This window comes from Pseudomonas sp. FG86 (assembly GCF_057808775.1).
Genome location: NZ_JBMDIS010000013.1, coordinates 1 through 22,712, shown reverse-complemented (window position 1 = coordinate 22,712; position 22,712 = coordinate 1). Strand labels below are relative to the sequence as shown.

Genomic DNA, 22,712 nt, shown 5'->3' with positions numbered 1-22,712 from the left:
GGTAAGCGCGACGGCGAGATTGGGAAGGCTGGCGTCTGCGATCGTCTTTCGCGCGCCAGCGGCACGGCCATCTAGCGTTCATGGCTGGTGTTCTCCATAAAGATCAGAGCGGGTCAAGGGCACGGGCCAGCTTCCGCCGTCGCGTTTGGACGCGACGATCTGGTAGATCCCAGTTCCCCCGGCCTCGAATTCCAGTGCACACGCCGCCATGTACAAGCGCCAGATGCGGAAGGTCACCTCATCGACCTCCCGCAAGGCCTCCTCCCGGCGCGCTTCGAGCCGCTGGACCCAATGACGCAAGGTCAGCGCGTAGTGGGGTCGAAGACCTTCGACGTCATGGATCTCGAAGCCGGAGCGCTCCATCCCTAGCTGGATATTGCTGACGCAGTCCAATTCGCCGTCGGGGAAGACGTAGCGGTTGATGAACTCGGTCGCGACGGTTCGGTTCCAGCCCTCCTCGTCATGGGTGATCCCATGGTTGAGGAAGAGTCCTCCTGGCCGCAAAACCCGCTGGACCACGGCGTAGTAGGCCGCTAGGTTCGCGAGTCCCACGTGCTCGAACATGCCAATGCTTGACACCTTGTCGAAAACGGCCGTGCCTTCGAGGTCACGGTAGTCGCGCAGTTCAACAGTGACGAGATCCTGCAGGCCCTCCGAGCGGATGCGCTCGCGCGCGTATTCGAGTTGCTGTTGGCTGAGCGTGATGCCGTGCGCACGGACGCCATGTTCTCTTGCCGCCCAGCATACGAGCGCGCCCCAGCCGCAGCCGATGTCGAGCAGGCGTTCGCCTCGCTGCAGACGCAGCTTGCGGCAGATGTGCTCCAGCTTGTTGCACTGAGCCTGGTCCAGCGTGTCATCCGTCGCCTTGAAATAGCCACATGAGTAGACCCTCTCGGCATCGAGCCAGAGGCCATAGAACGCGTTGGACACATCGTAGTGAAAGGAGATCGCGGCCTGATCGGTTTGACGCGAATGGCGATGGGAGAAGCGACGTGCGACGCGCGAGGCCAGACTCCGCGAGGGCTTCAACCCGTCCTGGTCGGACACGCGCAGCAGCAGTGCGTCGCGCAACAGGGCCAGTTTGTCGCGCCAAGAGAGCGAAAACTTCTCGAAATGCGCCTTGAGCCCGAGCGCGGTGTACAGGTCTCCCTCAATGTCGATGGTGCCGCGGAAATAGGCTTCCGCCAGCAGCAGCGGATCCGGGCGCAGGACCAAGCGACGCAGCAGGCCCGGGTCACGGATGATCAGGGTGTATTCCGGGTGCGATTCGAGCTCGTGCAAGAGCATATCGCCCAGACGCAACGCCGGCGGGCGCTCGATGCCGGCCAGCAGCCGGCGCAAGATCCGTAGCGCGGCGGCATATCCGTCGGGCGATACGGTTCGATCCCGTGTCGTGAGGTGGCTCATCGGGGGCGCCTCGCTCGCTCGTGTGCAGCGGATGCTGCGAAGTGGATAGACGACTCACACTTGGCGCTGGCGTGATCGGCACGACCACAACCGCTGCACCGCATGTACGTAGAGCGTCGTGATGCCGGGGAATGTCGACGATGATCAGAGCGATTCATGCGCGTACACGACGGGACTTCGCGCGCACCGAATTGCGCTGAACGTCCGCATCCGCTCCTTCGATCAAGCCGCAGACGGAATGGCCATCCGGGACGCCGTCCGGCAGCCGCTTCCAGTCGCGCTCTGCCTGCTGCATGCGGCGATGCAAATCCGTCGCCTCCTTCAGCCGCCGGGCCTGCTCGTCAAGCCGTTCGCTCAGCAGCGCCCGCGCGCGCGGACAAGGCGATGCACCCCGCTGGCTCATCTCGACAAACTCTGCAGCGTCCTTGAGCGTGAAGCCGAGGGCCAATGCATTGCGTATGAAACGCACCCGGGCGACGCTTCGATCCGAGAATGCGCGGTAGCCGTTCGTGCCCCGGCCATCGGGCACCACAAGCCCCACCCGAAGGTAGTGACGCAACGTGTCCGGTGTGACGCCTGCCGCCTTGGCGCATTCAATGAGTTGCATCACCATCCTCCAGCAAGGTTGTCTTGAATCCCTTCACTTTCGAGCGAGTTTGAACCCAGGTGCTGCACATGGGTCAAGGGCCCGGTGTCTGAACCGCTCCGTTTCTTCCTTCAACGTGCGGTTGGATGGGCAACTGGACCATCTTCGGCGCGAGCATCAACGGGCGTGGCTCCCGGCCCGGAGGAAGACTTATCGTGGTCTTGTCCCAGTTCATTGCCTATACCAAACCACTTGCCTGGTCATTCAGCGTTCGGAACGTCTCACGCGCGATCGCTAACTGCTCGCGTGCTTGAACCACCAGCACGGCGACGGCGGATCGGGATGACTGCAACTGGGCGACTTCAGTGTTGGGCGAGTAGGCGCGATTGCGCTCTTCGTCTAGTTCCAGGCCGATGAACTCCAGGCCATCAACGATGCGCCGACGCAACGCGGCCGAATTTTCTCCAGCTCCGCCAGTGAAGGCCACAGCATCGCAACCGCCTATCGCGGCGGCGTAGGCGCCGATGTACTTGCGCACGCGGTACGCGTGTACCTGCAATGCCAGTTGGGCGGCTGCGACTCCTTCTCCCGCGCGCTTCTCCACAATCCGCAGGTCCGAACTCTCACCCGACAATCCTTTGAGTCCACTGTCGCTGTAAAGCGCCGCCTCGATCTGCGCCAACGTCAAACCCAGTGCGCGTGCGACGAAGCCGGGTACGCCAGGGTCGAGGTCTCCACAGCGCGTGCCCATCACAAGACCTTCAAGCGCGGTCATTCCCATCGATGTATCGATCGACCTTCCTCGATCGATCGCGCAGACGCTGGCGCCGCTTCCAATGTGGCAGCTCACGATACGAAGTTCTGACGGCGGCCGTTTCAGCTCGGTGCTGACGGCGGCCAGTACACCCTGGTGGGACAGGCCATGGAAGCCGTATCTCCGTACCCCTGCCGCGCGCCACGATGGCGGAACAGCATAGGAATGGGCGTATTCGGGCATGTCGTCATGGAAAGCGGTGTCGAAGACCGCGACGTGGCGCACGCCGGGCCAACGCTCGCGCGCGAGCCGTATGCCAGCCAGTGCGACGGGATTGTGCTGCGGAGCCAGAACCGCAGCCTGGCCAATCTCGTGCTCGACCTGCTCATCCACAAGAGCTGCGTCGCTCAACAGGGGGCCACCGTGTGCGACACGGTGGCCGATACCATCGAGCGATGTCACGCCAGCCCTGCGCAGCTGGCGCTCGATCTTCTCGAACGCGGCAGCATCAACTGCGGGATGATCGATCGCCGGCTCGATCACGGAGACAGTGGAGTCCGATACGAAGACCCCGAACTTGAGCGTCGCGCTACCGGCATTGATGGCGAGGACGCGCATGTCAGCCCCGGTCAGCGCAGTCGGCGCCAACGCCACCACCATTGGCTGCGTGCGTGCGCTGGAAAGGCAGGACAGCACCCAGCGAGAACGGGACAATGGTCCACCAGCCCAGTCCATCGGCCTGGCGATGGGGCACCGCCGCTGGCGGGGCAGGCGTCAGAACGACGCAACGCGATCGTTCAATTCGCATAGGTCTGCTCGAACACAAGCTCCGCCCACAGATCGCGGACCCGGCGCCACGACTGCATCGCCTGTTCAACCACGTCTGCACCCGCGCGTTCCAACTGATACCAGGGATTGACCGTCCGATGGGGATCCTGCGCCCCCCACTGCTCAAGCCATCGCTGCATCCAAGGTAGCAGCGCGAGAGCTGGCGTCATCTGTTCAGACCAGACCTTGCGGCTGACGCGCATCGGATGCAGCGCACGAAGAGCACGGGCCGATTCGGGGGTGACGACGAAGCGGACCCACGGTGACACCCACTGCGCATAGAAGCGCTCGGTAGCCTCCGAAAGCGCCTCGACCTTGTCGAACCCAGCGGGGATGGCGTCGAAGGGCAGGTCTTCCAGCCGCCGGGGCTCGAACCGCGCGCCGGCGGCCGACTCCGCAGAGGTGCTGTCATCCAGAACCATCTCGTAGAAACCGGGATCGAGCGCCTGGATCGAATCGGCATGATGCAAGATGGCACGATGCTCCCGTCGCGCCACTGCGGCGGAGACGAATATCCCGAGGTGGCCCACGTGCTGGTGCATCAGGTAGACGACGCGCTGGCCTGCAGCGACCAGGTCCGCGGTCGTTGGATAGACTGCCTTGAGCCAGCCAAGCGCCTGATGGGGGGGCGTGATGTTGTCCCCGTTGGAGCAGAAGATCATCAGGGGCGCGCCAACGCGTCTCAGATCCGCGCGGCAGTGGCCATCGACGACGACCTCGCCCTGCTCCAGATGATTGCCGACGAAAAGATCGCCTGCAATCGACAGCATTTCCTCGCGGGCAAGTTGGTAGAAGCCATTCCACCAGCGCTCGAACTCCAGGAAGCGATCGCGCTCGATCTCCGGTTGCGCGAACAGCGTGTCGTATTTATTGAACACGCCCTCGGGCCGCAACGCCTCGAAGTTCTGGACCAGCCAGGCGCCATCGAAGCGCCCGGCACCGAGGTCCGAGACCCAGTGCGCTGGCCAGATGCCGCCCGTGAACCCACCGAGCAGTCGCATGGGGTTGATGCCTCTCTCGCCTGCCCAGTACGACAACGGCGAGCCGTTCAACACCGCCAACGCGGCGCGGTGCTCGCAATGTGACAGTGCCAGTGTGATCGCCCAACCGCCTTGGCAGTTGCCATAGACGATCGGGGCCTTTCCTCGGTGGCGCTTGGCCACGATGTCGATGAACGCAGCCAGTGTCTGCACCACCGCGCCCATCGTCTGTCCCTCGACGGGCTCTGGATCGAACACCACGAAGTACACCGGATGGCCTTCGAGCAGTGCCATGCCAACTTCAGAATCGCGTTTGAAGCCGCCAATGCCAGGGCCATGGCCGGCGCGTGGATCGACGACCAGCACCGGCGCGGCGCCTTTGCGCACATGCTTCTCCAAGGCGTCAGTGCCACAGCGAGTGACGCGCAGGAGCCGGTAGTTGCTCGCCGGTTGCAAGTCGTGGCCGTCAGCCACCTGCTCTGACTCGAAGTGGAGCAGCGGCGGCATACCCGCCGCTTCGTGTTCGGTCATGTTGTTGGCGCGCTGTCTCAGCGCTTCGCCGGACGCGACGGTCCGCCACAGCATGTCGCCCCAGTAGGCAGCAAAGAGCCCAAGCGGTGCGGCGGCGATACCCTGGGAGTTCGTGCGTGCGTCCATGGCGTCGATCAGCGGCAGCAGCAGCCGCCATGCCCCTTTGAACGGGCAGCGGCCGGCGCATGGGAGGCACCGGCACCCGCCGCAATGCCCGGCGAGGAATCAGCGGATGCCTCGTAGCCCGCGGCAGCTAAGGCCGCGATCAGCTCAGGCGTCTTCTGGGCCGTCTGGTCGCCGGTGACACTCGCTGTGCCGCGAGCGAGATCGACATGCACGTCTTGCACACCAGCTACGCGCTTGAGCGCCTTGCTGACCGAGTTCGCGCAGGAGGCGCAGGTCATGCCGGCAACCTTGAGTTCGATGGTTTCCATGATGATGCTCCGGTGGTTTCAGTGGTGGTGCCCGGACTGGCCGACGGATTTCGGGCGGCTCCGGTCGTCTGATTGGCGCGCAGGCGAACCCTCTTCATCGCCCCGAGGCGGCTGATCTTGATGGTCATGACCACCATGTGCGCCGTGACTGCCATGGCCGAAGATGTGCATCAACGGACAGGCGAGGATGAAGAGGAAGGGAAGCAGTTGCAGAAGATGGGCGTTGTGGCGGTAGAACATCCAGGCAACGGCGGCGGCGAGGCCGAGCCACAGCAGCCACTGGTTGATACGAGACCAGTTCGGGCTGTTTCCTGTGCTCTTACTTCGATCGGGCGGAATATTCATGGCGATGCTCCTTCGTGAAGTTGACCCTTGTCGATTGGCGAGATTCCCGCATTCGAGTGCCGTGCAGGGCGCTGATCAGGCCCATCCATGAGACATGGTATGCCAGAAGAATGGGGCTGAACACCGGAGATTTCCATGGCCCCGGGCTAGAAAGTCCTCGATAGTTTCTGAGCATGATCGACCCGTGCCAAATGTGGCTTGTTAAGCTCAGCATAGAGCTGAGGTAAAGGCAGTACCTTGATCTTGATCAAAAAGACTCTCTGTACCCAGCTACGGGGTACATACCCCGCGCAGCGAACTAGCAGACCAGCTCACCTCAGGGGCTCAGCGCACACCGCCAAGTGAGCGCGCGACAGATGTGCCGAGCAGGCAGACGTTCGGCACCGATCGGAGGCTATCTACGAACGGTGTCCGGAACTGTGACCGGATCGCGGCCGAGCAAAGGCCCTCGCGTGCGGTGTGGACGTAGCGATGGGATACACAAGCGCATGATGTCGGCGCTTGCCGCTAGGACTGGGCACGTGGCAGTCACGGAGAAAAAATGTCCCGCTCGCGTAGCAACGTGGCCGGCCGGGTAGATCCCAGAATCAGGCAAAGAGATACGCCAGTTGGCTGGACGGACCGCAGCGCCCTCGGACTACTGCCGCAGATGGGGCAATACCAAGTCAAACCTGGTGACAAGCTCACTGGAGGTCACGGCAACGGAGCCACCATGTGCCTCCGCAATCGATTTCACGATGGCAAGGCCAAGACCGGCGCCCGCCGTATTTCGTTGCCGTGCCGGATCAACTCGGTAGAAGCGGTTGAAGAGCTTTGGTAGATCGGGCTCAGGAATTCTCTCACCCGGATTGACCACACTGATCGTTGTCCACTGCTCATCCTGCGAAAGCAAGACCGTGATGCTCTTGCCGCGAGGCGTGTGTCGAATTGCATTCGAGAGAAGATTGTTCAGCGCCCGGGTGAGCATTTCCCGATCCGCCGCTATGCTGCCGATCGCCCCTTTAACACCAAGCGTAATGCCGCTATCTTCTGCCAGCGCCTCGAAATAGTCGAACAGACTCCGCACCAATTCGGACAGATCAATGGTAGACAGACGCAAGTTGCGGGGATCATTTTCCGTTTGGGCAAGAAACAGCATGTCCCCAATCATGCGTCCCATCCGATCAAACTCTTCCAAATTTGAATAGAGGATTTCTCTGTATTCCTCGTTGCTGCGCGGCTGGCCAAGCGCCACGTGAGTCTGCGTGACCAGGTTGGTGACGGGCGTGCGCAACTCGTGCGCGATGTCTGCGGAAAAGTGTGATAGCCGGGTGAAGCCTTCCTCGATTCTCGCCAACATATCGTTGAAGGCGAATACCAGTTCCGCCAGTTCGATCGGCACATCCCGAGGATCCAGCCTCACATCCAGCTTTGAAGAGCGAATCGCCCGAATCTCTTCATTGACCTTGCGAATCGGCAGGTGGCCCCACTGCACCGCCAGCCAAGCCACACCGAGCGCCAGACACATGACCAAGCCGGTTGCCCACCAGAGCATGCGCTTGAACTCCGCCAGGAAGTCGAGATGAAAGCCGATGTCCATGGCGGCGACGATGCGGTAGCCGGACGCCGCTGAATCGTCAGCAGGCAGTTGTACCACCACACCTCGATAGGACCTCTGATCCTCCTGCCACACGATCAAATCGTCAGCGGTGATGCGGTTGACCAACTTTTTGCTACTGGCAAGTTTCGACAGGTCAGGGCCGGGCGTGGCATAGATGCTATTGCCAGACCCATCGTAGACGCCGTACGTCATCCCATGATGCCCTGCGACTGCGTTGGCCAAGTGTTGCTTCAGTTCGTCGCTTGCGATGTCACTTGCAAGCTGGTGCAAGGGCTGAGCCAAAGCGGTTGTCACTGCCTCCAGTTCGTGGGCATCCTGTTGAGCAAAGTGGTGCTCCAACGACCGGAGAATGACCCAGTTGAACACAAGAAACACCAAGGTCGTGGCAATACCAACCAGGGCCGTGACCCTTAATGCAAGCGACGCTGGACGGCTTTGCCGCGGCTTATGGCGAAGGGGCATCATCGGGCGCATCGAGCGTGTATCCCATTCCACGCACGGTGTGGATGAGCTTCGGATTGAACGCATCGTCGATCTTCGCGCGTAGACGGCGGATGGCTACATCGATGACGTTGCTGTCGCTGTCGAAATTCATGTCCCATACCTGCGACGCGATCAGAGAACGTGGAAGGACCTCCCCCTGGCGACGGGCCAGGAGCTCAAGCAACGCGAACTCCTTGCTGGTGAGATTGATGCGTTGGCCAGCGCGCGTTGCGCGCCGGCGCGCCAAGTCCAGTACCAAATCGGCAACCTGGATGCGATCAGGCTGGCTCGGAGCGCTTCCGCGTCGCAGCAGCGTCCGCACCCGCGCCAGCAACTCAGAGAACGCGAATGGCTTGACGAGGTAGTCGTCCGCTCCCAGTTCCAATCCCTTGACACGGTCGTCTACACCGCCACGCGCCGTCAGAAAGAGCACAGGGACCTGTTTACCGGCATCTCGAAGGGCACGCACGATGCGCCAGCCATCGACATCCGGCAGCATGACATCCAAGACCACCAGATCGTATGTCTCGCCCATGGCCAGGTGGTGTCCGTCCAATCCGTTGCGCGCCAGGTCCACCACGAACCCTGCCTCCATGAGACCTTGGCGGACGTAATCCGCAGTCTTGTTCTCGTCTTCGACGACCAGCAACTTCATCGCATGCCCCATGAATCGCTGCGGCGTAAGGAATTTGTCCGCTCACGATGATTCATCCATTTGATTCTGGTCAGCAATTTACCGGCCGCCACCTTCCACGAACATGACGCGACCATTACATAAATGTAATTCAAGGGTCATTCGCTGGAAAGTGCCCAACCCATAGCATAACCTGCATTGCGTCGAACTGTGCCGCCCAGGACGGGGGCACTGAGAACGACTTTCAAGTCATCTTTGGAGGATTTCAGGCCATGCCGCCTCGTTCGCCCTTTCATATCGCCCACCCCCTGGGCCTGTCTCGCCGGCGTTTTGTTCAGGGGCTGGCCGCTGGCGGCGTCCTGGCCGGCCTGTCCACGCCAGCGCTCAGGGCATTCGCCCAGCAGGGCTCCGCTACGCGCGGTGCCGCTCCGGTGCTGAAGGGCACCGAGTTCGACTTGGTGATCGCCGAATCGCCCGTGAACTTCACGGGCAAGCCAGGCGTGGCTACGACCATCAACGGCTCGCTGCCGGCACCGACATTGCGTTGGCGCGAGGGCGACACCGTCACCATCCGCGTGACCAACAAGCTGCGTGAATCCACATCCATCCACTGGCACGGGATCATCCTGCCGTATCAGATGGATGGAGTGCCGGGCATCAGCTTCAATGGCATCGCTCCCGGCGAGACCTTCACGTACCGCTTCAAGGTTCAGCAAAGCGGCTCCTACTGGTACCACTCGCACTCCGGCTTCCAGGAACTCACGGGCATGTACGGGGCGATCATCATCGACCCCGCTGGCGCCGAGACCATCCGCGCCGACCGTGACCACGTGCTGCTGTTCTCGGATTGGACCGACGAAGACCCGATGCGGGTGTTCACCAAGCTCAAGTCCCAAAGCGACTACTACAACTACAACCAACCTACCGTCTTCGACTTCTTCCGGGACGCCTCGCGCGACGGCATGGCCGCTGCGATCGACAAGCGCAAGATGTGGAACGAGATGCGGATGAACCCGACGGATCTCGCCGATCTGTCTGCCGCCACGCTGACCTATCTGGCAAACGGCGTCACCCCCGCCGGGAATTGGACGGCGCTGTTCCGACCGGGTGAGCGCGTGCGGCTGCGCATGGTCAACGGTGCGGGCAACACCTTCTACGACGTACGCATTCCCGGACTGAAACTCACGGTGGTGCACGTCGATGGTGTTGACGTGGAGCCGGTGACCGTCGATGAGTTCCGATTCGGTCCGGGCGAAACCGTCGACGTGATCGTCCAGCCACGGGATGACGCTTACACGATCTTCGCTCAGGCGATGGACCGGACAGGCTACGCGCGGGCCACGCTGGCCGTGCGTGAAGGTCTTCAAGCTCCCGTGCCTGCCCTCGATCCGGTCGAATGGCTGACCATGAACGACATGATGGGCGGCATGATGGGGGGCATGGACCATGGCGGGTCCGGCCAGGCCATGGAGATGACCGGGATGACGGGCATGACGGGGATGACTGGGATGGGCTCGGGTTCGATGTCCGGGATGGATCATGGGGCGATGGCTGGCATGAACCACGGCGCCATGAACCACGGTGGCATGGCGATGGATCACAGCCAACACGCCGCGGCTGCGGGGGGACTGGCCGTGCCCAGCACTACTGCTCGCCACGCTCGCACCGAGTATGGCGCCAGCACGGACATGCGCGTTGACATGGCGCGCACCAACCTCGATGACCCCGGCATTGGACTGCGCAACAACGGTCGGCGCGTGTTGACCCTCGCGGATCTGCATACCCCGTCGGGGCCGCTGGACAAGAGAGGCCCTGGCCGGGAGGTCGAATTGCACCTTACGGGCAACATGGAACGCTACGCATGGTCCCTGGACGGGCTGGAGTTCGGAAAGTCCACGCCGGTGCACTTCAAACACGGCGAGCGGCTGCGGGTCATTTTGCACAACGACACGATGATGACCCATCCCATGCACCTGCACGGCATGTGGAGCGAGCTGGAAAGCCCCGACGGTCGCTTCCTTGCGCGCCGCCACACCCTGCCGGTACAACCGGCACAACGCATCAGCTTCCTTGTGACAGCCGACGCGCTCGGCCGCTGGGCTTGGCACTGCCACCTGATGTTCCACATGGATGCCGGCATGTTCCGCGAAGTCGTGGTGTCTTGAACCCAGCGCACAAGGAAGACCAAGAATGTCCAAAGCACTCCCCACTCGCGCACTGGCCACGACGCTCCTGGCGCTGGTAAGCGTCGCCGCCCAGGCACAAGCACAGAACGACCATGCAGCGCACGGCCAGGCCGACACCCAGACAGCCGTGCCATCCACTCGGTCCGCACCTCCTGCCGCCGCCGACCCGCACGCGGGTCACACGGCGCCGGCGAGCGACACGGCTGCGGCCCCGGCCATGGATCACGGCAACATGCAGATGCAGGGCGGGTCGGCGCCTCCTGACGCCCGCGATCCGCATGGCTACTCCAATGGCCTGACATTGGGATCGGGCGACTACGCCGTACCCGGTGTGCCGCGGCTGATGCTGGCCGACGAACACAGGTTCTTCTCGTTGCGCGGCGAAACCCTGGAACGCCGCTTCACGCGCAAAGGGGACGATTCCACGGCCTACGACCTCCAGGCTTGGTATGGGACGACCTACAACAAGGCCGTCGTGAAGGCCGAAGGCGATATCGCCAAAGGAAAGCTCGAAGAATCGCGTACCGAGCTTCTCTGGGGGCACGCCGTCGCACCGTACTGGGACACCCAGCTCGGCGTTCGGGTGGATAACGGAGAAGGCCCGAGCCGTCAATGGTTGGCTTTCGGCATCCAGGGCCTCGCCCCCTACTGGTTCGAGCTGGAGGCGACGGGCTACGTGGGAAGTGGCGGACGTACGGCGCTGCGTGTCGAAGGCAGCTACGAGCTGCTGCTGACCCAGCGACTGATTCTGGAGCCTCGTGCCGAATTGCAGTTCTATGGCAAGGACGACCCGGAACGCGGTATCGGCAAGGGCTTGGCCGAAGCGTCTGCTGGCTTGCGCCTGCGCTATGAATTCAGTCGCCAGTTCGCTCCCTACATCGGCGTGGAACGGGCGGGCAGCTTCGGACGCACAGCGGACTATGTGCGTGCCGAAGGTGGCCGCGCGCAGCAGACGCGCTGGGTGGCTGGCGTGCGATTCTGGTTCTAGAACCTTGTGGGTTTGATCATCTGATGAGAGGCAATCTATGAACATGCACTACGACAGAAGCCAGGGCAAAGTGCCGAGACGCCAAGCATTGATCGCTGGCTTGTTGGTGATGGCACTCGCAGGACCGAGCCTGGCGCAGAGCCGACCGATCGCCAAGGTGTGGAAGGACCCGAGATGCGGTTGCTGCAAGGACTGGGTCTCACACCTGCAAGGCGCAGGCTTCGATGTGCAGGTTCTTGACACCGGGAACACGGCAGCGCGCACGCGGCTGGGCATCCCGCAGAAGTACGGTTCGTGCCACACGGCGCAGATCGGCGGCTATGCCATCGAGGGTCATGTGCCTGCCTCGGACATTCAACGCTTGCTGCGCGAAGCCCCGCAGGCCATCGGCCTCGCGGCGCCAGGCATGCCGGTCGGTTCGCCCGGCATGGATGGTCCGGCCTATGTTGGACGCAAGGACGCCTACGACGTGCTGCTGATCGGGAAAAACGGTAGTAGCACGGTCTATCAGTCGCATCTCTGACCATCCATCAACTCTTTTCCGTGGAGATATGCCATGCAGCATCAGCACACACAGACCCCCAGCGATCGTCCCCGGTTCTGGCGATCGCGCTACGGCGTGGCGTTCCTCATCATCGCCGCTGTCGCCGCGTATTTCCTGCTCAAGGAGCACACGGCACATGTTGCCGGCTATCTCCCCTTCCTGCTGCTGGCGGCTTGTCCGCTGATGCACCTGTTCATGCACCGTGGTCACGGCCACGGAGGACACGATCATGCCGCGCGTCAGGGTGAGGAAGGTGCCGCAGCCTCCAAGGAGCAGAAGCAATGAGTCGAGGCACTCGCACCGTGCGAGCACGCGACGCCGCGCTTGTCTCCTTGCGCGCCTGCGGCCTGCTGCGATCACCAGACACCAACAGTTAACGGCGGAGGGCACTTGTCACTATGAATTCACCCAGCAAGTCTTCAGGACATGAGCACGCAGGCATGGCGGCGGGTGCCACAACGTCCGGCCCGCATACCCACCACCATCACGCCAGCCATGCTGGAAGTGACGACGCGGGCGGGTCCTCAAGCCACACGCAGCCCGATGCCGCGACGCGAGATCCGGTGTGTGGCATGGCGGTCACGGCGGCGTCGGAGCACCGCTCCACGCACTTGGGGAACACGTACTTGTTTTGCAGCACCGGATGCAAGGCCAAATTCGACGCCGATCCGGCGCGATATGCCAGCGGTGACGCGGGCATAGGCACAGGCAGCGGCCATGCACCGCATCACCATGCCAGCACCGCAGTTTCACCGGCCCCGGCGGCATCGCCAACCGCGCCCGGAACCATCTACACCTGCCCGATGCACCCGGAGATCCGCCAGGATCATCCGGGAACCTGCCCCAAGTGCGGGATGACGCTTGAGCCTCTGCTGCCCGACCTCGATGACGACAACCCGGAGTTGCGTGACTTCTCGCGTCGCTTCTGGTGGACCTTGCCGCTGACGCTCGTGGTCCTGGCGCTGGCGATGCTGGGCGAGCGGCTGCACCTGATGGACATGGCTACACAGAGCTGGGTCGAGTTGGTGCTGTCGTTGCCGATCGTGCTGTGGGCCGGCTGGCCCTTCTTCTCCCGCGGCTGGCTGTCCGTGGTCAACCGCAGCCCGAACATGTGGACACTGATCGGCCTGGGAACGGGTGCGGCATTCATCTACAGCGTTGTGGCAACCGTTGCGCCGGAAGTGTTTCCAGCTTCCTTCATGTCCATGGGACGGGTCGGCGTGTATTTCGAGGCCGCCGCCGTCATCATCTCGCTGACACTGCTCGGCCAGGTGCTGGAACTCAAAGCCCGCTCCCAGACTTCGGCGGCCATCAAGTCGCTGCTGGGGCTGGCGCCCAAGACCGCACGGCGCATCAATGCGGACGGCAGCGAGGAAGACGTGCCGCTCAGCCATGTGCACGTCGGCGACCTGCTGCGCATCCGACCCGGCGAGAAGGTGCCGGTGGATGGCATCGTGCACGAGGGCAGCAGCTCGATTGACGAATCCATGCTGACCGGCGAACCGCTGCCCGTCAGCAAGCGCGCGGGCGACAAGGTCATCGGGGCCACACTCAACACCAGCGGCGCGCTGGTCATGCGTTCGGAGCGGATCGGCTCGGACACCGTTCTGTCGCAAATCGTCCAGATGGTCGCCCAGGCGCAGCGTTCCAAGGCGCCGATGCAACGCATGGCCGATGTCGTGGCCGGCTACTTCGTGATGGCCGTCGTCGCCATTGCGGTCACGACGCTCGTTGTATGGGGATTCTTCGGGCCGCAGCCCACCTGGGTCTATGGACTGATTAATGCGGTGGCCGTCCTGATCATCGCCTGCCCGTGCGCGCTGGGTCTGGCCACGCCGATGTCGATCATGGTCGCAACGGGCCGTGGCGCCACACAGGGGGTGCTTTTCCGCGATGCCGCGGCGATCGAGAATCTTCGCAAGGTCGATACCCTCGTCATCGACAAGACAGGAACCCTGACCGAGGGCCGACCTGCTTTCGATCAGGTCGTCGCAGCACCCGGCTTTACGAACGATGAGGTGCTGCGTCTTGCGGCCAGCCTGGACCAGGGTAGTGAACACCCCCTGGCCGACGCCATCGTGCAGGCCGCGCGTGCCCAGGGCCTCCAACTCGTGAAGCCTCAGACCTTTGAATCGGGAACCGGCATCGGCGTGCGCGGGAAGGTTGAGCACCGGCAACTGGCGTTGGGCAACACAGTGCTGATGGAACAGTCTGGCGTGTCGGTGGAACCGCTCGTACCCCAGGCCGAAGCTCTGCGCGGCGAAGGGGCCAGCGTCATGTACTTGGCTGTGGACGGGCAGCTCGCGGGCTTGCTCGCCGTATCCGATCCGGTCAAGGGCAGCACCCCCGAGGCCCTGGCCGCGTTGAAGGCTGCGGGCCTGCGGGTCATCATGGCCACCGGGGACGGGCAGACCACCGCCAAATCCGTCGGTGCGCGCCTAGGCATCGACGAGGTGCATGGTGAGGTCAAGCCGGCGGACAAGCTCATGTTGATCGAGCGGCTGCAGAAAGAAGGCCGCATCGTCGCCATGGCCGGAGACGGCATCAACGACGCGCCGGCCTTGGCGAAGGCAGACGTGGGTATTGCCATGGGAACCGGAACCGACGTGGCGATGAACAGCGCCCAAGTCACGCTGGTCAAGGGCGACCTGCGTGGCATCGCTGTCGCTCGCACGCTCTCGGTGAGTACCGTGGGCAACATGAAGCAGAACCTCATGTTCGCCTTCCTCTACAACGCGCTGGGCATCCCCATCGCCGCCGGGGTTCTCTATCCCCTCACGGGCTGGCTGCTGTCGCCGCTGATCGCAGCATTGGCGATGAGCCTGAGTTCGGCGTCGGTCGTTGGCAACGCCTTGCGCCTGAGAGCGAGCCGACTGTGACCGGATCTTCTTTCTGAACCTACAGGAGCCTGCTATCGCCCAGCGAACCGCATTTTTCGTTCCACGCCGTTACGAAGGTGCAAGCCTTATCTCGGCATTTCGTTCTTAAACCACCCTCACACATCAAGGTAGGAATCTCTATGACCCGTTCACATTTCATCGCCAAGCTCGTCGCGCCGATCGCTGCTGGCCTGTTCGCCACCGCCGCATTCGCGCATCCTTCGCTGGTGTCTTCAACGCCGGCCGACAAGTCGCAGGTTTCCGCGCCAGCCACCATCGAGCTGAAGTTCTCCGAAACGCTGGTGCCGCAGTTCTCCGCCGCGAGCCTTGTCATGACGGGCATGCCGGGAATGGCGAGCCATGGCCCGATGAAGATCAACGCCAGCGTCGCGGGTGCCGGCGACGGCAAGACCATGGTCATCACACCGGCACAAGCGCTCCAGCCGGGCGACTATCGCGTCGAATGGCGTGCCGTCTCCTCGGACACGCATCCGATCACGGGTAACGTCACCTTCAAGGTGAAGTAAGCCCATGGCCGGGGATTGGTTGACCATCGTCCTGCGCCTGGCGCTTTATCTTGATCTGGCGGCGGCGTTTGGCGTCGCCATGTTCGGTCTCTATGCTTTGGGCAACGACGAGCGATCCTCGACGATCTCGCGCCGCTATCGCGTACTCATTGGCGCATCCGCTGCCATCGGCATTGCCCTGTCGATGTGGGGCATGACGGTCATGGCCAAGGCCATGTCCGGCGCCCAAAGCTACGCGGAGTTGTCAACGCACGTTTTCGACATGCTCATTACGGGCACGCATATGGGCATCGCCTGGTGCATTCGCATCCTGGCGCTGTTGGTGTGTGTGCTCGTCGCAATGTTGAAATTGAACGCTACCTTGCGATTTGCAGTGATGGCGCTCTCCACCGGCGTGGCGCTGGCGACCCTTGCGTGGGCAGGCCACGGTGCGATGGACGACGGCGTTCGCGGCTACATCCATCTTGCGTCGGATATCACGCACCTCTGGGCAGCGGGCGCTTGGGTGGGCGCATTGGTGGCGTTCTTGATGCTGGCATCCCACAAGCGGGATGTCGCGCAAGACCCGGTAGCGGTCCTCAGTCGGACGTCGAATGGCTTTGCTCGCATAGGTACAGCGATCGTGGCCGCACTCGTCGTGAGTGGAATTCTCAATTACCTGTTGATCGCCGGACCATCGTTTGATCCGCTCATCTCGACGCTGTATGGCCGGCTGCTGATGGTAAAGCTCTTGCTTTTCGCAGGCATGCTGGCGTTGGCTGCTGCCAATCGGTATCGGTTGAGTCCGAGCCTGGAGGCAGCTTTGAAGGCAGGCAATCGCGCGCAGGCAGTCATCAAGCTTCGGCAGAGTCTGTTCACGGAGGCGACCTTGGCCGTCTTGGTTCTGGCGAGCGTTGCGTGGCTCGGCATCTTGTCTCCCACTAGGACCTAGTCCTTCATGGGCGTCAGATGGGGTCGCAGCCACGCTTCTCGATAAGAGGAGATGAAATGGTTTTGGACGACTTGAGCCAGGAGGCGGCCTATGGAACTGCGACATCTTCGTTGCTTCGTAGTCCTCGCTGAGGAACTGCATTTCACGCGGGCCGCCGAGCGCTTGCATATCGAGCAACCCCCGCTATCTCGGGCCATCAAAGAGCTTGAAGACGAGCTTGGGGTGGTCCTTTTCGACCGGAACCGCCGAGGAACAGAACTGACGGCCGCAGGTGCCACATTCTTGCAAGACGTTCGCAGGCTGTTCACCGTGCTGGAACAGGCACGGGAGAATGCCAAGGCCGTCGGGGCGGGCTTGCGAGGAAGCATTCGCATCGCGGTATCTGACGGAGCGATCGATCCTCGACTAGCGGCGTTTCTCGCCCGTTGCCGTGCAGAGGAACCGGAGATCGAAATCCGCCTCTGCGAACTTCCTTTGGCCGAGCAGTTGCGCGGCCTGCGATCGGGCGACTTCACAATCGGGTTCGCGCACACGGCCGATGTCGGTGAGGGCATCGTTGCCGAACCGCTCTGGCAAGACCCGCTGGTGATTGCTGTGCCGGCCCGACATGCACTGCTCGCCCACAAAGAGGTTCCACTTCACGAACTCGGCGGGCATCCGCTTGTCTTGTGCGACCCACACGCATGCGAGGGCTATTGCCGCGAACTTGGGCGCCTTCTGCAGGTGGTGGAGCACAAGCTGAACGTCGTGGAAGAAGTGTCCTCGCTGGACATGATGCTCACCTTGGTTGGTGCCGGCTACGGCGTCGGCTTCATGACGGCGACCAAGATTCCGGTTTCTCAGCGGCCGGATGTAGTCATCCGTCCCTTGGCAATGGATTCCGCCGTCATCACCACCTACCTCCTTCGGCCGGACAACAGCAATATGTCGGCTTCGCTGGAGCGGTTTATCGTTCGCCTACGTGACTCCGCGGGCGGCTGACAAAGCCTCGCTGGCGGATATCCTCTCAAGGATCGGTTTCGGCACGCAGATTGCGTTCGGTCGCCGCCATCAGCTCAGCCGCACCTATCCCGAGCGCCGTAGCAATTTTCAGTATGAGGGGAAGCGTGGGCACGTGCTCACCACGCTCGATCTTGCCCATGTGCGAGCGCGAAATGCTTGCCCGAGATGCGAACTCGTCTTGCGCGATTCCTTGTGCAACGCGCGCAGCGCGCACGGCCTGTCCGAAAGCTGTTGCCGCCGCGGATTCATACGTTGTTGTGCCAGAAGGACGGCCTGGCTGAATGGTTGATTTCTGCATTAGCAGAAGCGTCAAACAATCCGCCAAAATTAACCACGTTAAAGATAACGGCGTTAAACTTCACTCTTGACTACGACGCAGGTTCGCCTTCTTGGCCAGAACCCTTTTTGGGGGCTCTCATGCATGATGCCACCAGCCAGTCTTCTCATCTCAAGCTCGCCATAGCACCTGGCGTGCCGTCCTCATGCTTCTCCACGTTGCTCGCCCTGCAGCGCGCGGAAGAGCCGAACATCACCATCGCGTTTTTTGAGACATCAAGTGACGACCTGGTGACGGGCCTTGATGATGGCCGCTACGACGCCGGGATGTCGCTTCGGAACGTGAGTGCTTCATCCCTGAAAAGCCAACCGCTGTGGATCGAGAATATCGCTGTTGCCATGCCATTGCGGTCCCCCTTGCTTGCCCAGACGAAGCTCACGATCGCCGAGCTTCTGGACTACCCCGTGTTTCGCTGGCCAGCAGAAAGCTGCTCACTGCTGGATCAGCGGCTTTCATCCCTCCCGCCGTTGAGCCAGCAGAGCATCCAGCACGTGACCTCTTTCGAGATGTTGGCGCTATGGGTCGGCGCTGGCTATGGTGTCGGGCTCACTGCGCAATCGCGCATCGAGCGCGCTGATGCGTGGGGGATCACCGCGCGGCCGCTGGCCGAGGGGCCCTATGAGGTCGTGACATACCTGCAGCGGCCCAACGGACGATCCAATGCTGTTTACGAGCGGTTCGAGCGCAGAGCGATGCAGGTTGCCCGAAGTGGCGCATGACAAGGGCGGGCGAGGCAAATCCCATCAGCACACCGTCCTGAACCGGCTGCGGTATTCGGCCGGTGTGGTATCCAGCTTCCTGCGGAACGCACGATTGAGCGTATCGGTAGTGTTGAAGCCGCAGGCCGCGGCGATGCGCTCCAGCGGGTCGTCCGTGGTTTCCAGCCGGTTGCGTGCCATCTCCACGCGCACCGATTCGATGTAAGCGGCCGGTGTCATGTTCAGTTCCGTCTTGAAGATGCGGGTCAGTTGCCGGTCGCTGACGTGCGCCTGCTCGGCTAGTTGCGCGATGGTGACGGGCTCGCCGATGTGGCGCATGACGTAGTGGCGTAGCGCATCCATGCGCCGAGTTGTCGAGGTCGGCTCCAGCGAGGCGCTGAACTGGCTTTGTCCACTGGGGCGTTTGAGGAACATGACGAGCTGGCGCGCCACGCGCAGCGCCAGCCGCTCGCCGAAGTCGTCGGCGACCAAGGCGAGCGCCAGGTCCAGGCACGCTGTCAGCCCGGCGCCGGTCCAGACGTTGCGGTCGCGGATGAAGATCGGGTCGGCGTCCACCTTGACCGCCGGGTGCTCCTCGGCGAGCTGCTGCGCGGTGGACCAATGGGTGGTGGCTCGCCTGCCGTCAAGCAGGCCGGCCGCGGCCAGCACGTGCGCACCCACGCAGACGGACGCAATGCGGAGGGTGTGGATCGCGAGGGCCTTCACCCGCGCGGCGATCGATGGCGCCACGACGGCGCGCACGCGGCGCTGTGCATCGACCTCGACCGCGCCGGGGACCACGAGGGTGTCGATCCTGCGGCGGGTTAAGTCGTCGAACGTCGCATCGGGCAACACGCGCACGCCAGCCGAGGTGGTGACCGGCGCGAGCGTCTCGGCCGCCAGCACCACCTGGTAGCCCGTGGGCTCGTCCATCTCGCGCTGAAGCAGCGAGAACACCTCCGCCGGGCCGGTTACGTCCAGCAGATCGACGTGCTCGAACAACACGATGACGATGAGGCGCTTGATGGTGGCCATGCGGGGTTCCCTTGGAAATAGCGGAGGGCAATGTCGGAATTTGCATGTTAGACGACATTGCGGACATTCCGTGGCGTTCCTAGTATGTGAAGACGGTCATTCCAATGGCCCGGAATGGTCAATTCACATTTCAAGGAAGCACAGTCATGAATCCCTCGACCACTCTGCGCCAGCTCAACGGACTGGACGCCAAGCCCGCTACGCTGGCTCATTCCACCCTGATTCTGGTGGACTACCAGAACACCTACACGCGCGGCGTCATGGAACTGGCCGGCTGGCTGGCAGCACTGGCAACAGCGTCCGACCTGCTCGTCCGGGCGCGCGCAGCCGGTGCCAAGATCATTCACGTCGTCCACGATGGCGGCAAGGGCTCACCCTACGACCTCGCCACCGAGATCGGGCAGATCCATCCCGCCGTCGCACCGTTGGCGGATGAGCCCGTTGTCGTTAAGACGGCGCCCAATGCCTTCGTCAACACCGACTTGGGCGAACGCCTGGATGCGGCCGGAAACAAGCAGGTCATCGTCATCGGGTTCATGACCCACATGTGCGTCACCTTCACCGCCGAGGGTGCATTCCTGCGCGGCAATGAGCCGACCGTCGTGGCCGATGCTTGCGCGACGCGGCCGATCCGCACGGACGCAGTGGATGTGACAGCCGAAACGCTGCACGAGGCCGCGCTGGCAACAATTGCCGACCTCTATGCGATCGTGGTGCGCTCGGGCGCGTCGTTGCAGTAAGGCGAATGCAGCGGCCAGCGACAGGGAGCATGCCGCTGGCCGCCGCACCGTCGAACCTCGGATTACACCGTCTCAAACACCGCAGCGCTGTCCACCAGCCGACGAACGCTCTGCTGCACCTCCTCGGGGATGGGCCTCGGCGGCAGGCCAGCCTCCGGCACACCTGTCTGCTGGCGGGCCCCTGCGATAACGCGGACGACCATGCCCAGATTGCCCGGGGTCACGATGTCGATGGCGGCGCGATCCCCCAGGTCCGGGTGTGGCTGGGTCAGCATGCGATACAGCTCCCACGAATCTGCCTGCGGACGTTGGTTCATGAGCACCTGGGCCAGCTTGTGCTTGAGCGGCACCAGTTGCCAGTCGGGGACACGCTGCCCCCGGTTACCCAGACTGATGGAGAGCAGCTTGCCGGCCTTCAATTCGCGGTTGATCTGGTCCTTGGACTTTCCGGCCAGCTTGCCGAACAGGGGCACCGGCAGGCTGCTCGGCGACTCGTAGATGGCCAGCATTTCCTCGCGCTCGCGCTGGATGGCGGACACTTCGGGCTCCGGCGCGTGCGTCGGAGGTGGCGGCACCTGCGACAACCGTTGGAAGGTGATGCCCCCGTCGTTCGGCGTCACGACGATGGGGGTAGCCACCACCGGCGGAACGGGTGTCGTAGAGGAAGCTGCAACGATGGCGTCAGACTTGTCCTCCTCCGCCATCGCCGGCACGCCTCCGATGTGGATAGTGAGGTGTGCGCTGGCCGCTTCGACTTGGCCCTGTTCGAGCAGGTCGAGACGGTCGGCCCAGTCCTGCATCATTCGGCGGCGCGGCTCCACGTACTTGGCGTGGTTGTAGGCCGAACTCACCTTGTTCGGATCGGAGTGCGAAAGCTGGGCGTCCACCCAAATCTTCGGGTAGCCGATCTCGTTTAGCGCCGTCGAGATGGTTCCGCGAATACCGTGGCCGGTCAGTTGGTCCTCGTAGCCTATCCGTTTCAAGGCGGCGTTGAGGGTGTTCTCGCTGATGCGCTTCTTGAGTTCGCTGCGGTGCGTCAGCAGGTGGCACTGGGCGGGCCGCATCACCCCTAGCAGGTAGCGCACGATCTCGATGGCCTGAAGGGACAGCGGCACGATGTAGGGTGGTACGTCCTGCGGGCGCTTGCCGGCCTTACGCATTTCGTCCTGAAGCTGCTTGACGATCTGCGGAGGAATGATCCACAGGCCGCGGTCGAGGTCGAACTGATCCGGGGTCGCCAGCCGCAGTTCGCCGGTGCGCACGCCGGTCAAGAACAGCAGGCGGATACCGAGCTGGGTTTGCCAGCCGCGCGGGTTGTAGAGCCTGAGCTTTTGGAGGAACTCGGGAAGCTCAGGCAGATGCAGGTAGGGGTTATGGGTCACCGCGGGCTTGGGCTCGGCCACCACGTCCAGGTCTGTGGCCGGATTGGCCTCCATTCCCTCGACGATAACCAGCGCGTAGCGGAACAACTGCCCCAGCCAGGTACGGACCTTTTCGGCGGTGGTGAAGGCTTCGCGCTTTTCAATCCTCGCCAGGACGCCGAGGAGCTGCGGCCTGCGAATGTCGTAGATCGACATCTGCTTGAGGCTGGGCAGCACGTCTTTGCCGAAGATCCGCTTGATCTGCGACAGCGTGCTGTTCCTGCCTTCCTTGAGTTCCTTGGCGCGGTGCTCGACCCAGGCATCGAAGACGGCCTTGAACGTGTAGTCCGAAGCCAGCTTGACCGCGTGTCGCTTCTGCTTGCGATCGGTGTGAGGGTTGATGCCTTGGGCCAGAAGTGCCCGAGCTTCGTCGCGCAGGGTACGGGCTTCGCGCAGGCCGATCTCGGGGTAGTTGCCCAAGGAGATGCGTTTTTGCTTGCCGAGCCAGTAGTAGCGCAGGTGCCACGACTTGCCGCCGGTCGGGGCGACCACCAGGCCGAGGCCATCGGTGTCGGGGATGCTGTAGGTTTTCTTGGCGGCCTTGGCTTGCCGCACGGTCAGATCAGAGAGTGCCATCATCAAACTCCTAAGTCGTGAGACTTAGGCTCAATGCTGCTGGTCATCCCGATCCAACCCCAGCAACAACCCGGAACCGGCACCACCCGCATTCTTTGGCCTTGTTTTTGGCCTCAAAAACGCTGGCTGTCGGTGGATTTCCGTGGCTTTTGCTGGAATGAAAAAAGGAGCCGAAGCTCCTCTTTTCAACGACTTACAGACGCCAGTGGAAGTCTGTAGATCATAAATTGGAGCGGGAAACGAGACTCGAACTCGCGACCCCGACC

The 22,712-nt window shown here is 62.7% G+C and carries 22 protein-coding genes; 10 read left to right on the top strand and 12 right to left on the bottom strand.

Features of this window, described 5'->3' with window-relative positions:
• Nucleotides 1-78: 78 nt before the first annotated feature.
• The 9 genes from ACODSV_RS11335 to ACODSV_RS11295 form a co-directional block, all read right to left on the bottom strand.
• A complete protein-coding gene (locus ACODSV_RS11335) occupies nucleotides 79-1,407 on the bottom strand; it encodes an SAM-dependent methyltransferase (protein ID WP_034137600.1) in 1,329 nt (442 codons plus the stop codon).
• 154 nt (nucleotides 1,408-1,561) lie between these two features.
• Nucleotides 1,562-2,014, bottom strand: a complete 453-nt coding sequence (locus tag ACODSV_RS11330; protein ID WP_009516039.1) for a MerR family transcriptional regulator — start codon at nucleotides 2,012-2,014, stop codon at nucleotides 1,562-1,564.
• A 217-nt stretch (nucleotides 2,015-2,231) separates the two neighbouring features.
• Nucleotides 2,232-3,365: an acetate/propionate family kinase gene (locus ACODSV_RS11325; protein WP_034137661.1), complete on the bottom strand. Its 1,134-nt coding sequence runs from the start codon at nucleotides 3,363-3,365 to the stop codon at nucleotides 2,232-2,234.
• A gap of 1 nt (nucleotide 3,366) precedes the next feature.
• Nucleotides 3,367-3,555, bottom strand: coding sequence for a hypothetical protein (locus tag ACODSV_RS11320; RefSeq protein ID WP_150053930.1), 189 nt, complete (start codon nucleotides 3,553-3,555; stop codon nucleotides 3,367-3,369).
• On the bottom strand, nucleotides 3,545-5,212 hold the full coding sequence (locus tag ACODSV_RS11315; protein WP_034137599.1) for a DUF3141 domain-containing protein: 1,668 nt from the start codon (nucleotides 5,210-5,212) through the stop codon (nucleotides 3,545-3,547). Before ACODSV_RS11315 ends, ACODSV_RS11320 begins: the two co-directional genes overlap by 11 nt.
• Nucleotides 5,213-5,220: 8 nt before the next feature.
• Complete coding sequence (locus tag ACODSV_RS11310) at nucleotides 5,221-5,520, bottom strand: heavy-metal-associated domain-containing protein (RefSeq protein WP_034137598.1); 300 nt, start codon at nucleotides 5,518-5,520, stop codon at nucleotides 5,221-5,223.
• A gap of 18 nt (nucleotides 5,521-5,538) precedes the next feature.
• Nucleotides 5,539-5,865, bottom strand: a complete 327-nt coding sequence (locus tag ACODSV_RS11305; RefSeq protein ID WP_034137597.1) for a DUF2933 domain-containing protein — start codon at nucleotides 5,863-5,865, stop codon at nucleotides 5,539-5,541.
• A gap of 637 nt (nucleotides 5,866-6,502) precedes the next feature.
• A complete protein-coding gene (locus ACODSV_RS11300) occupies nucleotides 6,503-7,939 on the bottom strand; it encodes a heavy metal sensor histidine kinase (RefSeq protein ID WP_052198941.1) in 1,437 nt (478 codons plus the stop codon).
• Nucleotides 7,911-8,603, bottom strand: a complete 693-nt coding sequence (locus ACODSV_RS11295; RefSeq protein ID WP_034137596.1) for a heavy metal response regulator transcription factor — start codon at nucleotides 8,601-8,603, stop codon at nucleotides 7,911-7,913. The genes ACODSV_RS11300 and ACODSV_RS11295 overlap by 29 nt, the downstream gene beginning before the upstream one ends.
• Before the next feature lie 251 nt (nucleotides 8,604-8,854).
• On the opposite strand from ACODSV_RS11295, the gene ACODSV_RS11290 reads away from it, so the two are divergent.
• The 8 genes from ACODSV_RS11290 to ACODSV_RS11255 all read left to right on the top strand — a co-directional run bounded on the left by ACODSV_RS11290 (nucleotide 8,855) and on the right by ACODSV_RS11255 (nucleotide 17,618).
• A complete protein-coding gene (locus ACODSV_RS11290; protein WP_098089175.1) occupies nucleotides 8,855-10,747 on the top strand; it encodes a copper resistance system multicopper oxidase in 1,893 nt (630 codons plus the stop codon).
• Nucleotides 10,748-10,772: 25 nt separating this feature from the next.
• The gene (locus ACODSV_RS11285; protein WP_173668942.1) at nucleotides 10,773-11,756 is read left to right on the top strand and encodes a copper resistance protein B; all 984 of its coding nucleotides are present in this window, start codon (nucleotides 10,773-10,775) and stop codon (nucleotides 11,754-11,756) included.
• A gap of 37 nt (nucleotides 11,757-11,793) precedes the next feature.
• Nucleotides 11,794-12,279: a DUF411 domain-containing protein gene (locus tag ACODSV_RS11280; RefSeq protein ID WP_034137595.1), complete on the top strand. Its 486-nt coding sequence runs from the start codon at nucleotides 11,794-11,796 to the stop codon at nucleotides 12,277-12,279.
• 33 nt (nucleotides 12,280-12,312) lie between these two features.
• A complete protein-coding gene (locus tag ACODSV_RS11275; RefSeq protein WP_006226242.1) occupies nucleotides 12,313-12,585 on the top strand; it encodes a DUF2933 domain-containing protein in 273 nt (90 codons plus the stop codon).
• 155 nt (nucleotides 12,586-12,740) lie between these two features.
• Nucleotides 12,741-15,179 (top strand): heavy metal translocating P-type ATPase, encoded by a 2,439-nt coding sequence (locus ACODSV_RS11270; protein ID WP_209166811.1) that lies wholly within the window; start codon nucleotides 12,741-12,743, stop codon nucleotides 15,177-15,179.
• 140 nt (nucleotides 15,180-15,319) lie between these two features.
• Nucleotides 15,320-15,706, top strand: coding sequence for a copper homeostasis periplasmic binding protein CopC (gene copC, locus ACODSV_RS11265; protein WP_008063308.1), 387 nt, complete (start codon nucleotides 15,320-15,322; stop codon nucleotides 15,704-15,706).
• A gap of 19 nt (nucleotides 15,707-15,725) precedes the next feature.
• Nucleotides 15,726-16,637, top strand: a complete 912-nt coding sequence (copD, locus tag ACODSV_RS11260; protein WP_438826939.1) for a copper homeostasis membrane protein CopD — start codon at nucleotides 15,726-15,728, stop codon at nucleotides 16,635-16,637.
• A 90-nt stretch (nucleotides 16,638-16,727) separates the two neighbouring features.
• On the top strand, nucleotides 16,728-17,618 hold the full coding sequence (locus ACODSV_RS11255) for a LysR family transcriptional regulator (RefSeq protein ID WP_034137592.1): 891 nt from the start codon (nucleotides 16,728-16,730) through the stop codon (nucleotides 17,616-17,618).
• A gap of 25 nt (nucleotides 17,619-17,643) precedes the next feature.
• Here ACODSV_RS11255 and ACODSV_RS11250 read toward each other — a convergent pair whose 3' ends face one another.
• Nucleotides 17,644-17,952 (bottom strand): helix-turn-helix domain-containing protein, encoded by a 309-nt coding sequence (locus ACODSV_RS11250; RefSeq protein WP_462687296.1) that lies wholly within the window; start codon nucleotides 17,950-17,952, stop codon nucleotides 17,644-17,646.
• Between the two features lie 104 nt (nucleotides 17,953-18,056).
• Between ACODSV_RS11250 and ACODSV_RS11245 the strand changes: the two genes are divergently transcribed.
• Nucleotides 18,057-18,695 (top strand): substrate-binding domain-containing protein, encoded by a 639-nt coding sequence (locus ACODSV_RS11245; protein ID WP_034137590.1) that lies wholly within the window; start codon nucleotides 18,057-18,059, stop codon nucleotides 18,693-18,695.
• Between the two features lie 24 nt (nucleotides 18,696-18,719).
• Here the strand turns inward: ACODSV_RS11245 and ACODSV_RS11240 are convergent, their stop codons facing one another.
• A complete protein-coding gene (locus tag ACODSV_RS11240) occupies nucleotides 18,720-19,709 on the bottom strand; it encodes a GlxA family transcriptional regulator (protein ID WP_034137589.1) in 990 nt (329 codons plus the stop codon).
• A gap of 146 nt (nucleotides 19,710-19,855) precedes the next feature.
• On the opposite strand from ACODSV_RS11240, the gene ACODSV_RS11235 reads away from it, so the two are divergent.
• Nucleotides 19,856-20,449 carry a cysteine hydrolase family protein gene (locus ACODSV_RS11235; protein ID WP_034137588.1) on the top strand — a complete coding sequence of 198 codons (594 nt, stop codon included), beginning with the start codon at nucleotides 19,856-19,858 and terminating at the stop codon, nucleotides 20,447-20,449.
• 62 nt (nucleotides 20,450-20,511) lie between these two features.
• On the opposite strand, the gene ACODSV_RS11230 is transcribed toward ACODSV_RS11235, so the two are convergent.
• Nucleotides 20,512-22,446 (bottom strand): tyrosine-type recombinase/integrase, encoded by a 1,935-nt coding sequence (locus ACODSV_RS11230; RefSeq protein ID WP_197676677.1) that lies wholly within the window; start codon nucleotides 22,444-22,446, stop codon nucleotides 20,512-20,514.
• Between the last annotated feature and the right edge of the window lie 266 nt (nucleotides 22,447-22,712).

What these genes read in the sequence shown, in the direction of transcription:
- ACODSV_RS11255 (WP_034137592.1), top strand. Translation starts at nt 16,728, where the DNA reads ATGGAACTGCGACATCTTCGTTGCTTCGTAGTCCTCGCTGAGGAACTG.
- ACODSV_RS11315 (WP_034137599.1), bottom strand. Translation starts at nt 5,212, where the DNA reads ATGGACGCACGCACGAACTCCCAGGGTATCGCCGCCGCACCGCTTGGG.
- ACODSV_RS11290 (WP_098089175.1), top strand. Translation starts at nt 8,855, where the DNA reads ATGCCGCCTCGTTCGCCCTTTCATATCGCCCACCCCCTGGGCCTGTCT.
- ACODSV_RS11300 (WP_052198941.1), bottom strand. Translation starts at nt 7,939, where the DNA reads ATGCGCCCGATGATGCCCCTTCGCCATAAGCCGCGGCAAAGCCGTCCA.
- ACODSV_RS11320 (WP_150053930.1), bottom strand. Translation starts at nt 3,555, where the DNA reads ATGCGAATTGAACGATCGCGTTGCGTCGTTCTGACGCCTGCCCCGCCA.
- ACODSV_RS11295 (WP_034137596.1), bottom strand. Translation starts at nt 8,603, where the DNA reads ATGAAGTTGCTGGTCGTCGAAGACGAGAACAAGACTGCGGATTACGTC.
- ACODSV_RS11325 (WP_034137661.1), bottom strand. Translation starts at nt 3,365, where the DNA reads ATGCGCGTCCTCGCCATCAATGCCGGTAGCGCGACGCTCAAGTTCGGG.
- ACODSV_RS11280 (WP_034137595.1), top strand. Translation starts at nt 11,794, where the DNA reads ATGAACATGCACTACGACAGAAGCCAGGGCAAAGTGCCGAGACGCCAA.
- ACODSV_RS11245 (WP_034137590.1), top strand. Translation starts at nt 18,057, where the DNA reads ATGCATGATGCCACCAGCCAGTCTTCTCATCTCAAGCTCGCCATAGCA.
- copC (WP_008063308.1), top strand. Translation starts at nt 15,320, where the DNA reads ATGACCCGTTCACATTTCATCGCCAAGCTCGTCGCGCCGATCGCTGCT.
- ACODSV_RS11330 (WP_009516039.1), bottom strand. Translation starts at nt 2,014, where the DNA reads ATGCAACTCATTGAATGCGCCAAGGCGGCAGGCGTCACACCGGACACG.
- ACODSV_RS11310 (WP_034137598.1), bottom strand. Translation starts at nt 5,520, where the DNA reads ATGGAAACCATCGAACTCAAGGTTGCCGGCATGACCTGCGCCTCCTGC.
- ACODSV_RS11240 (WP_034137589.1), bottom strand. Translation starts at nt 19,709, where the DNA reads ATGGCCACCATCAAGCGCCTCATCGTCATCGTGTTGTTCGAGCACGTC.
- ACODSV_RS11235 (WP_034137588.1), top strand. Translation starts at nt 19,856, where the DNA reads ATGAATCCCTCGACCACTCTGCGCCAGCTCAACGGACTGGACGCCAAG.
- ACODSV_RS11275 (WP_006226242.1), top strand. Translation starts at nt 12,313, where the DNA reads ATGCAGCATCAGCACACACAGACCCCCAGCGATCGTCCCCGGTTCTGG.
- ACODSV_RS11305 (WP_034137597.1), bottom strand. Translation starts at nt 5,865, where the DNA reads ATGAATATTCCGCCCGATCGAAGTAAGAGCACAGGAAACAGCCCGAAC.
- ACODSV_RS11335 (WP_034137600.1), bottom strand. Translation starts at nt 1,407, where the DNA reads ATGAGCCACCTCACGACACGGGATCGAACCGTATCGCCCGACGGATAT.
- ACODSV_RS11270 (WP_209166811.1), top strand. Translation starts at nt 12,741, where the DNA reads ATGGCGGCGGGTGCCACAACGTCCGGCCCGCATACCCACCACCATCAC.
- ACODSV_RS11230 (WP_197676677.1), bottom strand. Translation starts at nt 22,446, where the DNA reads ATGGCACTCTCTGATCTGACCGTGCGGCAAGCCAAGGCCGCCAAGAAA.
- ACODSV_RS11285 (WP_173668942.1), top strand. Translation starts at nt 10,773, where the DNA reads ATGTCCAAAGCACTCCCCACTCGCGCACTGGCCACGACGCTCCTGGCG.